This window comes from Planococcus citreus, assembly GCF_003664125.1.
Taxonomy (GTDB): domain Bacteria; phylum Bacillota; class Bacilli; order Bacillales_A; family Planococcaceae; genus Planococcus; species Planococcus citreus.
Genome location: NZ_RCCP01000005.1, coordinates 105077 through 119376 on the forward strand (window position 1 = coordinate 105077; position 14300 = coordinate 119376).

A 14300-nucleotide genomic window follows, 5' to 3' on the forward strand; every position below is an offset into this window, starting at 1 on the left:
ACGTGACGGTTGAAACAAAACTAACGATGACCGAGCAGGATGTACGCTCCTTCTCGGCTTCGCACTCAGAACCAGAAGAATTTACGAACTTGCGCGTACAGGCTTTGGCTGCTGCCGAAGCGTTGCCGCTCCCAAAACCCGATAAAACGAAAATCATCAACTGGAACTTTACGGACTTCCCGGTCCATACAGTGGAAAGCTCTACTTATTCGTCATTGGATGAGTTGCCGGAGCAGGTAAAGTCTATCGTTGATACAGATCAAAAAAATCTATACATTCAGCACAATAATACACCGGCTTATATTTCATTGGATAAGAACCTTCAGCAACAAGGTGTCATTTTGACAGATATCCAAACAGCGATCCGTGAGCACGGTGATTTGGTTGCTAAGTATTTCATGACAGAAGCAGTCAAAGCTGAAGAACATAAATTGACGGCTCTTCATGCAGCGCTTCTAAATGGCGGGATGTTCCTGTATGTACCGAAGAATCTTGCCATAAAGAATCCGGTGCAAGCGATCTTCGTACATGACAATGAGGAAGCTTCTCTGTTCAATCACGCATTGATTGTCGCAGATAAAGGCAGTGAAGTAACTTACGTCGAAAACTATATTTCCACCGTGCCGAAAGCAAAAGGCCAAGCGAATATCGTTTCAGAAGTATTTGCAGAAGACAATGCGTCTGTCACTTACGGCGCAGTGGATGTACTCGCTGAAGGATTCACGACTTACGTGAACCGCCGCGGAGTAGCGCAGCGCGATGCACGCATCGAATGGGCGCTCGGCATGATGAACGACAGCGACACCATTTCCGATAACACGACGTTCCTGATTGGCGATAATTCAGTCGGCGATACGAAAACAGTCGTGGTCGGAAGAGGTACGCAAAAGCAGAATTTCACGACGCAAGTCATCCATTGGGGCAAAAACTCCGACGGCCAGATCTTGAAGCACGGCGTCATGAAAGACTCCGCTTCTGCGATCTTCAACGGCATCGGCAAAATTGAACACGGCGCAACGAAAGCTAACGCAGAACAGGAATCACGTGTCCTGATGTTAAGCCCGAAAGCACGCGGCGATGCGAACCCGATTCTCTTGATCGACGAAGATGATGTAACGGCAGGACATGCGGCATCAGTGGGACGCGTCGATCCGCTTCAATTGTATTATTTGATGAGCCGAGGCATTACAAAACAAGAAGCTGAACGTCTTGTTATTCACGGCTTCCTGGCACCGGTTGTAAACGTGTTGCCAATCGAAGGCGTTAAAAAGCAATTGACGGAGGTTATCGAAAGGAAAGTCCGCTAATGAATCCAGAGATCAAGAGCTATTTCCCGATACTCAACCAGGAAATCAATGGACATCCGCTCGTCTATTTGGACAGCGCGGCGACTTCCCAGAAGCCGACGCCAGTCATCGAAGCGCTGAAAGAATATTACGAGTCTGATAATTCCAATGTCCACCGCGGCGTCCACACGCTCGGCAACCGGGCAACAGAGAAATATGAAGGCGCCCGCGAGAAAGTGCAGCAATTCATCAATGCCAGATCGACGCAGGAAATCGTCTTTCTCCGCGGCACGACGACTGCGATTAACTTAGTCGCACAAAGCTATGGCCGTGCCAATGTGGAAGAAGGCGACGAAATCGTCATCACGTATATGGAGCATCACTCGAACATCATTCCTTGGCAGCAGCTGGCAAAAGAACGCGGCGCTGTCTTGAAATACATCGAGCTTGAAGAAGACGGTACCATCTCGCTTGAAAATGTCCGTGCAGCCATTACCGACCGGACAAAAATTGTGTCGATGGTTTATGTATCCAATGTGCTTGGCACGATGAATCCGGTGAAGGAAGTAGCAAAAATCGCCCACGAACATGGCGCTGTCATGATGGTGGACGGTGCACAAGCTGCGCCTCACTTGAAAATCGATGTCCAGGACTTGGATTGCGACTTCTTCGCATTTTCCGGCCACAAAATGGTCGGCCCGACCGGCATCGGTGTCTTGTATGGCAAAAAGCATTTGCTCGAAGCCATGGAACCTGTCGAGTTCGGCGGGGAGATGATCGATTTTGTCGGATTATACGATTCGACCTGGAAAGAGTTGCCTTGGAAATTCGAAGGCGGCACGCCGATCATTGCCGGGGCAGTCGGACTGGCTGCGGCCATCGACTTCCTGCAGGAAATCGGATTGGATGAAATCGAAAAACATGAACACCATATGGCAGCCATCGCGATGGACAAGATGTCGGCTATTGAAGGGCTTGAGATTTACGGCCCGAAAGACCCGGCGAAACGTGCAGGGATCGTCACTTTCAATTTGAAAGAAGTCCATCCCCACGATGTAGCGACTGTGCTCGATATGAGCGGCATCGCTGTCCGCGCAGGTCATCACTGCGCACAGCCATTGATGAAATGGCTTGACGTGACAGCGACAGCACGCGCAAGCTTCTATCTTTATAATGACGAATCGGATATCGATCGCCTAGTGGAAGGTTTGCGTTCTGCAAAGGAGTATTTTAGCGATGTCTTTTAATAATTTAGATCAATTATATCGACAAGTAATCATGGACCATTACAAGACGCCTCGCAACAAGGGCGCGCTTGAACAGGACAGTGTCAATATCGAAATGAACAACCCGACTTGCGGCGACAGGATCCAACTAACGCTGCAAGTGGAAGATGGCATCGTCAAAGACGCCAAATTCGACGGGGAAGGCTGCTCGATTTCCATGGCATCTGCTTCCATGATGACGCAAGCCGTCAAAGGCAAAGATGTAGATACAGCATTGAAGCTGTCCGGAATCTTTTCGGACATGATGCTTGGAAAAGAGTACGACGATTCAGTGGACCTTGGGGATATTGAAGCATTGCAAGGTGTATCTAAATTCCCGGCGCGTATCAAATGCGCGACCTTAGCGTGGAAAGCCATGGAAAAAGGTGTGCACGACGAAGAAAAATCGTAACAGAGAACGGAGGAACGACGATGGCGAAAAAAATGCCGGAAATCGGAGATTATAAATATGGGTTCCATGACAAGGACGTCTCCATCTTCAGATCAAAACGCGGTCTGACGGAAGACATTGTCAGAGAAATTTCGAAGATTAAAGAAGAACCGGAATGGATGCTCGAATCACGCTTGAAAGCGTTGAAACTATTCTATTCTATGCCAATGCCGCAATGGGGCGGAGATTTGAACTCGCTGGATTTTGATGAAATCACATATTATGTCAAACCTTCTGAAGCGAGCCAGACTTCATGGGATGAAGTTCCTGAAGAAATCAAGCGTACGTTTGATAAACTGGGCATTCCTGAAGCTGAACAGAAGTACCTTGCAGGTGTCTCTGCACAGTACGAATCCGAAGTTGTTTACCACAACATGAAAGAAGATTTGGAAGAGATGGGCATCATCTTTAAAGATACTGATGCAGCACTTCGTGAAAATGAAGACCTCTTCAGAGAAAACTTCCAGACAGTCATTCCAGCAGCAGACAATAAATTCTCTGCTTTGAACACGGCTGTTTGGTCGGGTGGTTCATTCATCTATGTACCGCCAGGCATCAAAGTGGAATCGCCACTACAAGCCTATTTCCGCATCAACTCGGAAAACATGGGCCAATTCGAACGTACGATGATCATCGTTGACGAAGGCGCAAGCGTCCATTACGTAGAAGGCTGTACAGCTCCTGTCTACACGACGAACTCACTGCACTCTGCAGTTGTTGAAATCATCGTGAAAAAAGATGCTTATTGCCGCTATACAACAATCCAAAACTGGGCGAATAACGTATACAACCTGGTAACGAAACGTGCTTTCGTAGATGCAAACGGCACGATGGAATGGATCGATGGCAACATCGGTTCGAAATTGACGATGAAATACCCTGCAGTCTTCCTTAAAGGCGAAGGCGCACGCGGCATGACATTGTCGATTGCAATCGCCGGCAAAGGCCAGCACCAGGATGCAGGCGCGAAAATGATCCACTTGGCGCCGAATACATCTTCATCGATCGTTTCCAAATCGATTTCGAAACAAGGCGGGAAAGTTTCTTACCGCGGAATCGTGCACTTCGGCCGCAAAGCGGACGGCGCACGTTCGAACATCGAATGCGATACGTTGATTATGGACAACCAATCGACATCCGATACAATTCCTTACAACGAGATCATGAACGATAACGTTTCGCTTGAACACGAAGCGAAAGTATCGAAAGTCTCTGAAGAGCAATTGTTCTATCTGATGAGCCGTGGCGTTTCTGAACAGGAAGCGACAGAAATGATCGTCATGGGCTTCATCGAGCCATTCACTAAAGAATTGCCGATGGAGTATGCAGTCGAAATGAACCGTCTCATCAAGTTCGAGATGGAAGGTTCAATCGGTTAATCAATCAATTAATCAATCCCCGGCATGGAAAATGCCGGGGATTTTTTATGCCGTTTAGGAGGAGTGGATTTCCTCATTTGTATAAATTTCGTTTTACTGTTTTTCCTAAGGGTATACAAAGGATGAAGCAAAAAATTGAGGAGGGATTTTTCTAATGAGCCAAACTTTTGATGCGTTAAAAGAGAAAATCAGCAACGCTGACATGGGAGAAGCGAAAGAAATTATCACTCAAGTCAAGCAAGCATACGACGATGGCAAAATCGATGAAAACGAAAAGAACGAATTGATGGATCTCGCTAAATCCAAAATCGGCGGCGGCGGGCTCGGCGGGTTGTTCTAAGAGCCTGCAGCCCAATTAAAAAAATAAGCTTTGGCGTCTCTTCATGGATGCCAAAGCTTATTTTTTTATGTGTTTTAGAGCTTCCCGCTTGCTCAGTGGCTGAAGCGTATGGGCAGAGACGAAGTCCAAGACCCACATGGGATCGGTTTTTGCGTATTCCCTCAAAGCCCAGCCGATGGATTTTTGGATGAAGAATTCGCGGGATTCGGCATGTAGAGAGATGATGGAGCCGAGCATTTCCGTGTCGGTCTGTTGCTTGAATTTCAGTTGGTGCAAAATGGCAGCGCGCTGGGTCCATAAGTTTTCTGCATGTGCCCACTCAACAAGGAGCGGGGCAGTGGTTGTTCGGTCAAGCAACACAATATGACCGACGAGTTTGAGGGCAATGGCATCGACAGTGTCCCACCAGGAATTGGATTCGACCAGCAGGCGCAAAAACGGCAAGTCGTCTGGAGTCAGTTCCTTTTTTGCTTGTTCCAGCAATTCGATGGCCGCGTAATGAAATTCGCGTTCCGGCAGTGCGTACAGTGCTTGGACAATGGACTTCAATTGTGCTTTTTCAGGGAGGAGATATGTGGATAGCTGCTCTTTCATTAACACAGTACGCAGAGGTTTCTGGATTCCTAAAAATGGGAAGTTGTGCTTCATATAAGCGGCCATCGGAGCGGCAAGCTCGGGGTTGCGATTGTCTTCAAAGCGTGAGATGAGGGCATCTGTGTCCCATGGTTTTTTCATTTCCAAAAACCTCCTGAAGAATGGCTTGATATGCGATTGTAACCATGCGGGGAATAGGGGGCTTCGCCTGGCATTGCTTTCGCGAATCTCAAAAAGGACGCCTGTTTTGTTCTATGCTATCATAAAATAATAACGAAAATGGAGGCAGGGCGATGATTTATGTTGGATTGACGGGCTGGGGAGATCATCCAGATGTGTATAGCCCCGGGTCGAAACAAAAAGATAAATTGGTCGATTACAGCGCGCATTTTCCGATTGTGGAACTGGATTCTTCATTTTATGCAGTCCAGCCTGAGCGCAATATCAGCAAATGGATCCGCGAGACGCCGGACAATTTCCAATTCGTCGTAAAAGCATATCAGGGCATGACGGGGCACCAGCGCGGGGAAAATCCATTCGAGACCCGCGAGGAAATGTTCGAAGCTTACAGGTTATCTGTCCGGCCACTGAAAGAAGCGGGAAAGCTGGCGATGGTGCTGTTGCAGTTTCCGCCGTGGTTCGACTGCCAAAAAGATCATGTCGATGAAATCCGGGAGATCATCGCGGAGTTGCAGGAATTCGACTTGGCGATCGAATTCCGCCATCAGTCCTGGTATGCAGACAGCATGAAAGAAAAAACGCTGGAATTCCTCCGCGAGCACGGGTTGATCCATTCGGTCTGTGATGAACCGCAAGCGGGGGATGGTTCGATCCCGCTCGTTCCGGAATCCAGCCGCAAAGACAAGGTGCTGCTGCGTCTGCACGGGCGCAATGTCCACGGTTGGCTGAATCCCGGCAATGCTGAAAAATGGCGGGAAGTGCGCTATCTATACGATTATAACCGTGAGGAACTAGAAGAAATCAGCCGAGCCGTGAAGCGTCTTGAACGACAGGCAGAGCAGGTATATGTGATTTTCAACAATAATTCAGGCGGGCATGCAGCGGGCGATGCGAAACAGTTCCAGGAATTGAACGGTTTGCATTTTGAAGGATTATCCCCGAAACAACTTGACCTGTTCGAAGGCGGGTTCTGATGGTATTCCTGATCCTTCTATTGACCGGGCTTGCTTCAGGAATCGTCGGAGCGCTCATCGGGCTTGGCGGTGGCGTCATCTTGGTGCCGGTGCTGTTGTTCCTCAGCTCCTCGGTCAGTTTATTTCCAGACTTATCGCCTCAACAGATTGTCGGTCTCTCGGTCGTCATGATGATTTTCACCGGCTTGTCTTCGACGATTGCCTATATGAAAGTTGGTACTGTCGATTACCGGAGTGGTTTCATTTTCTTTCTCGGCAGTGCGCCTGGAACCATTTTAGGCGCATTCGTCAACCGCAGTCTTGATGTACCGTCCTTTCAATTATATTTTGGCCTGCTATTGGTGTTCTTATCGTTGCTGCTGTTGCTCCGGAATCGCTTAAAGGCGGTTAGCTGGTTCGTCGATCACGGCAAAAAGCAAAGTTTCTATGACCGCAAAACCGATCAAGAATACGTCTACGGCTATCCGATATGGTTCGCGCTCGCATTGACTTTCTTCATCGGCTTTGCATCCGGGCTATTCGGCATCGGCGGCGGTTCGATCCTCGTTCCGGCCATGATCCTGCTATTTTTATTTCCGCCTCACGTAGCCGTTGGAACGTCGATGCTGATGGTCTTTCTGTCAGCCATCGTCAATTCCATCACGCATATTTCACTCGGCAATGTCCCGTGGATCTATACCTTGGCCATCATCCCTTCAGCATATATTGGAGCGAAGATCGGGGCTAGGCTGAACCGCAGCATCAAATCCGAGACTCTGGTTGTCGTGCTGCGGCTCGCATTATTATTACTCGGGCTCCGCTCGATTTACGAAGGAATTTTCAGTTCATAATGAGGTGTTTGACATGAGTGAAATCATCCATATTTATCATACGAACGACCTGCATAGCCATTTTGCGCACTGGCCCCGTATCCAATCCTTGCTGACGGAGCGCAGGCGCTGGCATGAAGAAGCGGGCGATGTGTGCTTGGTGCTCGATATCGGGGACCACGCTGACCGCTCACATCCTTTTACAGAAGGCACGGCTGGCAAAGGCAATGTCCAGTTGCTCAATGAAGCCGGTTATGATGCAGTGACCATCGGCAATAACGAGGGCATTACGCTGTCCAAAGCGGAATTGGACGAATTGTACGTGCAGGCTGATTTTTCTGTCGTTGTCGCTAATTTATTGGACTTAGACGGCAAGCAGCCGGAATGGGCAAGCGCAAATCAGATTATCGTGACGAATGACGGAGTGAAAATTGGGCTTGTTGCTGCAACGGCAGAGTTCACACCGTTTTACCGTCGTCTCGGCTGGCAAGTAACGAGCGGCAGAGAAGCGATCAAACGTGAAGCCGCAGAAATCCGCGGGTCAGTCGATTTTCTCATTTGCATGTCTCATCTTGGCATCAGGGAAGATGAACTGTTAGCAGCAGAATGCCCCGAACTCGATATTATCTTGGGGGCGCATACCCATCATTTATTCCACCAAGGAAAAGAAATCGGCGGGACCTTGCTTGGTGCTGCCGGCAAGTTCGGCTATTATATCGGCCATATTGAAATTGATATCGCGACACGCAAGATGACAGCGGAAGTGATCGAGACCGACCAGTTGCCAGAAGCCGATAAAGGGTTCAATGACTACTTGGTCGGTGTCGGCAAGCAGCAAATGGCAGAGACGGTTTTCTACAATGACCATCATTTGAAAGCGGAATGGTTCAAGCCGTCACCCATGGCAGAGCTGTTTGGCGATGCCTTGGTGTCGTTTGCTTCGGCGGATTGCGGATTGTTCAATGCCGGCATTTTTATGGAGGATATGCCGCAAGGGGAGATGACGCGCTACGATTTCCACCGTATGCTTCCGCATCCGATCAATCCATGCGTCATCGATCTCAGCGGCGCGGAACTAAAGGAAATTTATCTCCAATCCTTGAACGAAGACTGGCCACAACTTGAGCTCAAAGGCATGGGCTTTCGTGGCGCGGTATTCGGACGGATGATCCATAGCGGGATGGACATGCACAATCACCAATTGATGGTGGGGGGCAAGCCAGCCGATCCGGACCGCATCTACCGGCTTGCGACGCTCGACCTGTTCACATTCGGCTATTTTTTCCCTGCCTTGAAGCGTGCACCGAAGAGTTATTTCATGCCCGAGTTCCTGCGTGATGTCTTTGGTGATTATTTCCGAATGAAAACCGTCAAATAGAAGGAACATTCAAAATGGACTGTTAGTTGATTTCGTGTGCTTTTTGGGCTATGCTTTTTATGAATTAGATATCGATGGGTAGAGGCTGCAACCTTCATCAGTAGAATGTGCGAGTTTGACCGCGTAGACCACATTCGAAAGGGAAGCTTGCCGAAATCACCGTTTCCGGGTCAGGGGGCGGCGATTGGGGGCATTTCGAACAGGAATGCCACTGTCATTTGCAGTGAGTTGCAGATGGAGAGCTACAGGGTTGTTTGATGCTTGTGCACACAGACGAATTGTAGGAAGCCGGTTTATCCATTGGATAAGCCGGCTTTTTTGGTCTAAGCCTTACCATCAAAATGAATAGGAGGAAATCTAATTATGGAAAATACAATCTTTTCGATTCTGCCGCCGATTATCGCGATTGCGATGGTGCTGTTGACGCGTCGTGTATTGCTGTCGCTCGGCGTCGGCATCGTAGCGGCTGCGTTGATCCTGACATCGTTTGCGCCGCTCGAAGCCTTGAACGAATTATTCACTTCATTTGCGGTAATCTTTTGGGATGAAGGCTTCAACGCTTACAATGTCTTCATCATTTTGTTCTTATTGCTGCTAGGGGTCATTACAGCATTCGTCAGCCTGTCTGGAGGCAGCCATGCGTTTGCCGATTGGGCATCTGCGCGCGTCAAAACACGCCGCGGGGCGAAATTGGTTACGGTGTTTCTTGGCATCTTGATTTTCATCGACGATTATTTCAATGCCTTGGCCGTCGGGCAAGTTGCACGACCGATTACGGACCGTTATAAAGTATCGCGTGCAAAACTAGCTTATTTCATCGATTCCACTGCTGCACCGATTTGTGTAGTGTCTCCCGTATCCAGCTGGGGAGCTGCGATCATCGGCATCATTGGAACGATCTTGGCTGGGCAGACCTTCCTTGATTATTCGGCGCTGGAAGCTTTCCTGTGGATGGCACCGATGAACTTCTACGTCATCGCGGCACTTGCCATCGTGTTCTTCGTCGCAATCCGTGATGTGGATTTCGGGGAAATGAAAAAACATGAACGCCTGGCGATTACAGAAGGCCAGTTGTTCAATCCGGATAAAGTGATTCCTGGGGAAATGAAAGAAGATTTCCCGAGCCACTCGCACGGACGCGTCCGCGATTTGTTATTGCCGATCCTGTTATTGATCGTCGGAACAGTCACAGCGATGATGTGGACAGGATATGTAAATGCCGATAGAGTATTTGACATTTGGCTTATTTTTGAAAACACTGATGTTCCTTTGTCCTTGATCACAGGTGGAATCGTCGGCGCACTTGCAGCGATCATCCTGTACGCAATGCAGATCAAGCGCAACGAAGCAGCGGAAGCGCATTGGATCGCTAGAGGCATCTGGGCAGGGATTCAATCAATGGCGGGAGCTGTCTTCATCTTGATCTTCGCCTGGTCGCTGACCTATTTGATCGGCGCTTTGGAAACAGGGAGTTACCTTGCTGATGCTGTCGCTCGCGGCAATGTGCCGACAAGCATCCTGCCTGTCCTATTGTTCTTGTTAGCTGGCGTCATGGCATTTTCGACTGGTACTTCCTGGGGCTCTTTCGGGATCCTGCTGCCGATTGCCGGCACGATCATGATCCAAGCAGAACCTGAACTATTGCTCGCTTCCTTATCGGCTGTATTAGCCGGGGCAGTGTTCGGAGACCATTGTTCACCGATCTCGGACACGACAATTCTGTCGTCGACAGGCGCAGGAAGCAACCATATGGACCACGTTGTCACGCAACTTCCTTATGCATTGACCTCTGCAGCAATCGCAGCAGTAGGGTATATCGTCATAGGCTTTACCGGCTCCTTGCCTTTGGCTCTTGGAGCGGTAGCAATTGTCTTGGCAATACTATTCGTTTTCTGGTCTAAGCGTACAACCTTAATGGAAAAACATGAACAGAACTAAGATCTGGAAGGCGGAGATATTCTATCTCCGCCTTTTTATTATTGCAATAATAGTTTTTTTGAAAAATTTTCAGAAATTATCTTTACTTTGAACAGGGTCCTAGTTATACTAAATTTAGATTCCAAAATAATCTGAATATAAACAAACTTCCTATTTTTCTGTTAAAAAATTGGGAGTTCACAACAAAGGGGGAAGAGAAATGGAACGTTCTACATGGGGAACGAGAGCCGGTTTTATCATGGCGGCGGTCGGTTCAGCAGTAGGTTTAGGGAATATTTGGCGATTCCCGTATGTAGCATATGAAAATGGTGGTGGAGCTTTCTTAATTCCTTATTTGTTCGCACTTTTAACTGCCGGGATTCCAATTTTGATTCTGGAATTCACTATAGGCCATCGTTATCGCGGATCAGCGCCATTGTCATTCTTTAGAATGAGCGGGAAAAAATCTGAATGGCTCGGTTGGTGGGCAATATTCGTTTCGTTCGTCATATCGGTGTATTACGCAGTCATCATTGCTTGGGCAATGCGTTATACCTTGTTTTCATTCAATCAGGCATGGGGAGAGGATACAGAAGCTTTCTTATTCAATGATTTTCTCCAACTAACGGTGTCACCAGGCGAGACGGGGGGAATCGTCTGGGGAATCTTCATTCCGTTAGTTCTTGTTTGGGTCATTACGCTGGGTATCTTGCTTGCAGGCGTTAAAAAAGGAATCGAGATGGCGAACCGGATTTTCATTCCGACTTTGGTCATCATCTTTACCATCATCGTTATCCGTGCGGTTACGCTTGATGGGGCAATGCTCGGACTGGATGCATTCTTCAGCCCGAATTTCGACGCCATAATGGATCCAACCGTGTGGGTTGCGGCCTATGGGCATATTTTCTTCAGTCTATCGATTGCTTTTGCAATCATGATTACTTATTCCAGCTATCTTCCGAAAAAATCGGATATCACTAACAATGCTTTCATTACCGCTTTTGCAAACTCAAGTTTTGAGTTGCTGGCAGGTATCGGGGTGTTTGCGGTACTCGGTTTCATGGCGACCCAATCTGGTGTAGCTGTGGCGGATGTTGCATCGGCTGGCGTAGGGCTCGCGTTTGTGGTGTTCCCGGCAATCATCAATGAATTCCCGGGCATGAACGGGCTGTTCGGTTTCTTGTTCTTCCTATCACTAACACTTGCTGGATTGACATCTCTTATGTCGATCACAGAAACATATGTCGCAGGTTTTACTGAGAAGTTTGGGATTTCACGCAGAAAAGCGGTTGCCTTCGGCGGTGGTCTTGCAGCATTGATTTCAATCCTTTTTGCTACGCAGGGCGGATTGTTCTTCCTGGATATCGCTGATTACTACATCAACCAATTCGGTGTAGCGGCTCTTGGCCTCGTAGAAGTTATCATGGTAGTATGGATTCTGCGCAAAACAGGAGACCTTCAAGAGCATGCCAATGCAATTTCCGATATCCGGCTTGGTGGCTGGTGGAAATTCAGTTTGGGCGTCATCACTCCGATCGTTCTTGGCTATATGATGTTCGGCTTGCTGCGCCTAAATATTTTCCAGCAATTCGAAACGGAAACAGGGAACTATGAAGGCTATTCGAATATGTTCACATTGTTCGGCGGCGTAGCCGTCGCAGCGGGCGCTCTGCTCTTCGGCATTTTGTTCTCGCTCGGTAAATGGCATAAAAACTATCGCTATTACGATGAGCATTCCGAGCATCCGGCACGAGAAAAAGAATAAGGAGGGATCGACATGTCAGTTAGCGCAATTGTAGTCATGATTATTGGGATGGTCCTCCTATGGGGAGGGCTTGCAGCAAGCATTTTCCACGCTGTAAGATCGAGCAAAGCAAACAAAGCAAAAGACTTAGGATAAAATGGAAAACCTCTGGCAGAACGCTCGCCGGAGGTTTTTTGTTTATTTATGCGACGATAGCACAGCTTGTCCACAAAGCCTTGGTGTGATACATTTGAAGCAGGTAAAGCAGGATGATGCGGGCCCAGGCTTTTGTCATTACTAGGTATGGGTGGTGAGGATATTGATCACAATTGAAAAGTGGAATTACGAGGTGATCGAGGATCATCGCGAAGGCTTTCAGGAAGAAGCGATCCAGAACAGGTACAGTGATATTCTGGCCAAATACGATTACATCTTGGGCGACTGGGGATACGGGCAGCTTCGCCTTAAAGGTTTTTTTGAAGATAGCAATAACAAAGCAAGCTATGATACGAAGATCAGCACGCTGCAGGATTATTTATATGAATATTGCAATTTCGGCTGCTCTTACTTCGTCTTGAAAAAGGCCGGAAAAGCGCCGGAACCAGAAGTGCAGGAACAACCAGAACCAGAAGTACAGGAACAACCTGACCCCCCTACAGCGGATTGAGCCGCTGGGGGTTTTTTTATGCCCATATGATATGATAGAGAAGAAACGAAACAGCTAGCAACAGTAAAATGGAGGGACTCATTATGTATTTTATCGACCGCGGAAAAATCAAGGAAGCCATCACATATATGGATGCGCTTATCGCTTTATATGAAGAGAACGGCCAGTGGAATTCGTTGAAAGACCAATTGGCTTTGGAGCGCCTGGCACTCGGGGCGATTGAAGCGGTGATCGATGTCGGGAATTCGATGATCGATGGTTTTATTATGCGCGATCCGGGTAGTTACGAAGATATCATCGATATACTGGTGGATGAAAAAGTGATCACCGAAGAAATGGACCAGCCCTTGAAAGAACTCGTCGGCCTGCGCAAGATGCTTGTGCGTGAATTCATTGCGGTCGACCATACAGAAATCAAGCGCGTAATGGATGCGCAGTTGGACAGCTTGAAACAATTCGGCCCTAAAGTGGCCCATTATCTTGAACATGAACTTGGGCCGGTCTCTGCGTTCATTCCGGAGAACGACAATGGAAAAAATTAAGCGCTACAAGGCGTATTGCCTGGATTTGGATGGTACGGTGTACAGAGGCGAAGCGCCGGTTCAGGAAGCTGCGCAATTTGTCAGCCGCTTGCAACAACAAGGCATCGAAGCTTTTTATGTCACGAACAATGCGTCCAAAACACAGGGGCAATTGCATGAAAAGTTGAAAAGGGTCGGTGTCAATGCCGATAAATCGCGCATCATGTCTTCAGCGGTCGCGGCGGCAAAATACATCAAGCGTTGGTATCCGGGCCGCACAGTTTACCTGATCGGTTCGGATGGCTTGAAGGAAGCGCTTGATGCGGAAGGAATCGACTGCGTCGAGAAACAGGCAGACATCGTCCTGATGGGGCTCGACCCACAGATTACTTACAAGAAACTATCGCGCGCTTGCCTTGAGGTGCAGAATGGGGCCGTATTCTTGTCGACTAACCAGGACTTGGCATTCCCTTCGGAAGAAGGATTTCTACCAGGCAACGGGGCCATAACAGCCGTCGTGTCAAAAGCGACAGATGTCGATCCTGTATTTATCGGCAAGCCGGAAATCCATATGCTCGAAGCCATACAGCACGAATGGGGATTCGAAAAAGAGGACATGGTGATGATCGGGGATAATTACGATACCGATATACAGGCAGGGATCCGCTTTGGAATCGATACGGTGCACGTCAATACCGGCGTGACACCGATGGATACCGTGATGCAAAAAGACCATCCTGCAACACATTTATTGGAAAATCTCAGTTTTTGGAAGCATTAAAAAAAGCCGTCCAA

At 48.3% G+C, this 14300-nt stretch carries 15 protein-coding genes and 1 riboswitch; of the genes, 14 read left to right on the forward strand and 1 reads right to left on the reverse strand.

Going from position 1 to position 14300, the window contains the following annotated elements; translation table 11 throughout:
* Positions 1-2 precede the first annotated feature (2 nt).
* The 5 genes from sufD (at position 3) to DFR62_RS14795 (ending at position 4721) form a co-directional block, all read left to right on the forward strand.
* Positions 3-1307: a Fe-S cluster assembly protein SufD gene (sufD, locus tag DFR62_RS14775; protein ID WP_121301081.1), complete on the forward strand. Its 1305-nt coding sequence runs from the start codon at positions 3-5 to the stop codon at positions 1305-1307.
* Positions 1307-2533: a cysteine desulfurase gene (locus tag DFR62_RS14780; protein WP_101805223.1), complete on the forward strand. Its 1227-nt coding sequence runs from the start codon at positions 1307-1309 to the stop codon at positions 2531-2533. Before sufD ends, DFR62_RS14780 begins: the two co-directional genes overlap by 1 nt.
* Complete coding sequence (sufU, locus tag DFR62_RS14785; protein WP_121301082.1) at positions 2523-2963, forward strand: Fe-S cluster assembly sulfur transfer protein SufU; 441 nt, start codon at positions 2523-2525, stop codon at positions 2961-2963. Before DFR62_RS14780 ends, sufU begins: the two co-directional genes overlap by 11 nt.
* A gap of 20 nt (positions 2964-2983) precedes the next feature.
* Positions 2984-4381: a Fe-S cluster assembly protein SufB gene (gene sufB, locus DFR62_RS14790; RefSeq protein ID WP_101190002.1), complete on the forward strand. Its 1398-nt coding sequence runs from the start codon at positions 2984-2986 to the stop codon at positions 4379-4381.
* Between the two features lie 154 nt (positions 4382-4535).
* Positions 4536-4721 (forward strand): hypothetical protein, encoded by a 186-nt coding sequence (locus DFR62_RS14795; protein ID WP_121301083.1) that lies wholly within the window; start codon positions 4536-4538, stop codon positions 4719-4721.
* Positions 4722-4778: 57 nt separating this feature from the next.
* Here DFR62_RS14795 and DFR62_RS14800 read toward each other — a convergent pair whose 3' ends face one another.
* On the reverse strand, positions 4779-5456 hold the full coding sequence (locus tag DFR62_RS14800; RefSeq protein ID WP_121301084.1) for a DNA alkylation repair protein: 678 nt from the start codon (positions 5454-5456) through the stop codon (positions 4779-4781).
* Between the two features lie 152 nt (positions 5457-5608).
* Between DFR62_RS14800 and DFR62_RS14805 the strand changes: the two genes are divergently transcribed.
* From DFR62_RS14805 to DFR62_RS14845, 9 genes are all read left to right on the forward strand, one after another.
* Positions 5609-6469, forward strand: coding sequence for a DUF72 domain-containing protein (locus DFR62_RS14805; protein ID WP_121301085.1), 861 nt, complete (start codon positions 5609-5611; stop codon positions 6467-6469).
* Positions 6469-7299 (forward strand): sulfite exporter TauE/SafE family protein, encoded by an 831-nt coding sequence (locus DFR62_RS14810; protein WP_121301086.1) that lies wholly within the window; start codon positions 6469-6471, stop codon positions 7297-7299. Before DFR62_RS14805 ends, DFR62_RS14810 begins: the two co-directional genes overlap by 1 nt.
* A gap of 13 nt (positions 7300-7312) precedes the next feature.
* Positions 7313-8656: a bifunctional metallophosphatase/5'-nucleotidase gene (locus DFR62_RS14815; protein ID WP_121301087.1), complete on the forward strand. Its 1344-nt coding sequence runs from the start codon at positions 7313-7315 to the stop codon at positions 8654-8656.
* Positions 8657-8727: 71 nt separating this feature from the next.
* Positions 8728-8909, forward strand: a riboswitch (Lysine riboswitch).
* Between the two features lie 110 nt (positions 8910-9019).
* A complete protein-coding gene (locus tag DFR62_RS14820; protein ID WP_121301088.1) occupies positions 9020-10594 on the forward strand; it encodes a Na+/H+ antiporter NhaC family protein in 1575 nt (524 codons plus the stop codon).
* Between the two features lie 199 nt (positions 10595-10793).
* Positions 10794-12338: a sodium-dependent transporter gene (locus DFR62_RS14825; protein WP_101190008.1), complete on the forward strand. Its 1545-nt coding sequence runs from the start codon at positions 10794-10796 to the stop codon at positions 12336-12338.
* A 12-nt stretch (positions 12339-12350) separates the two neighbouring features.
* Positions 12351-12473: a methionine/alanine import family NSS transporter small subunit gene (locus DFR62_RS14830; RefSeq protein ID WP_121301089.1), complete on the forward strand. Its 123-nt coding sequence runs from the start codon at positions 12351-12353 to the stop codon at positions 12471-12473.
* Between the two features lie 163 nt (positions 12474-12636).
* Positions 12637-12984: a YutD family protein gene (locus DFR62_RS14835; protein WP_121301090.1), complete on the forward strand. Its 348-nt coding sequence runs from the start codon at positions 12637-12639 to the stop codon at positions 12982-12984.
* 83 nt (positions 12985-13067) lie between these two features.
* On the forward strand, positions 13068-13526 hold the full coding sequence (locus DFR62_RS14840) for a DUF86 domain-containing protein (protein ID WP_101190010.1): 459 nt from the start codon (positions 13068-13070) through the stop codon (positions 13524-13526).
* A complete protein-coding gene (locus DFR62_RS14845) occupies positions 13513-14286 on the forward strand; it encodes a TIGR01457 family HAD-type hydrolase (protein ID WP_121301091.1) in 774 nt (257 codons plus the stop codon). Before DFR62_RS14840 ends, DFR62_RS14845 begins: the two co-directional genes overlap by 14 nt.
* Positions 14287-14300 lie beyond the last annotated feature (14 nt).

Coding starts and splice junctions, on each gene's coding strand:
- DFR62_RS14780 (WP_101805223.1), top strand. CDS start 1,307: ATGAATCCAGAGATCAAGAGCTATTTCCCGATACTCAACCAGGAAATC.
- sufU (WP_121301082.1), top strand. CDS start 2,523: ATGTCTTTTAATAATTTAGATCAATTATATCGACAAGTAATCATGGAC.
- sufB (WP_101190002.1), top strand. CDS start 2,984: ATGGCGAAAAAAATGCCGGAAATCGGAGATTATAAATATGGGTTCCAT.
- DFR62_RS14795 (WP_121301083.1), top strand. CDS start 4,536: ATGAGCCAAACTTTTGATGCGTTAAAAGAGAAAATCAGCAACGCTGAC.
- DFR62_RS14800 (WP_121301084.1), bottom strand. CDS start 5,456: ATGAAAAAACCATGGGACACAGATGCCCTCATCTCACGCTTTGAAGAC.
- DFR62_RS14805 (WP_121301085.1), top strand. CDS start 5,609: ATGATTTATGTTGGATTGACGGGCTGGGGAGATCATCCAGATGTGTAT.
- DFR62_RS14810 (WP_121301086.1), top strand. CDS start 6,469: ATGGTATTCCTGATCCTTCTATTGACCGGGCTTGCTTCAGGAATCGTC.
- DFR62_RS14815 (WP_121301087.1), top strand. CDS start 7,313: ATGAGTGAAATCATCCATATTTATCATACGAACGACCTGCATAGCCAT.
- DFR62_RS14820 (WP_121301088.1), top strand. CDS start 9,020: ATGGAAAATACAATCTTTTCGATTCTGCCGCCGATTATCGCGATTGCG.
- DFR62_RS14825 (WP_101190008.1), top strand. CDS start 10,794: ATGGAACGTTCTACATGGGGAACGAGAGCCGGTTTTATCATGGCGGCG.
- DFR62_RS14830 (WP_121301089.1), top strand. CDS start 12,351: ATGTCAGTTAGCGCAATTGTAGTCATGATTATTGGGATGGTCCTCCTA.
- DFR62_RS14840 (WP_101190010.1), top strand. CDS start 13,068: ATGTATTTTATCGACCGCGGAAAAATCAAGGAAGCCATCACATATATG.
- DFR62_RS14845 (WP_121301091.1), top strand. CDS start 13,513: ATGGAAAAAATTAAGCGCTACAAGGCGTATTGCCTGGATTTGGATGGT.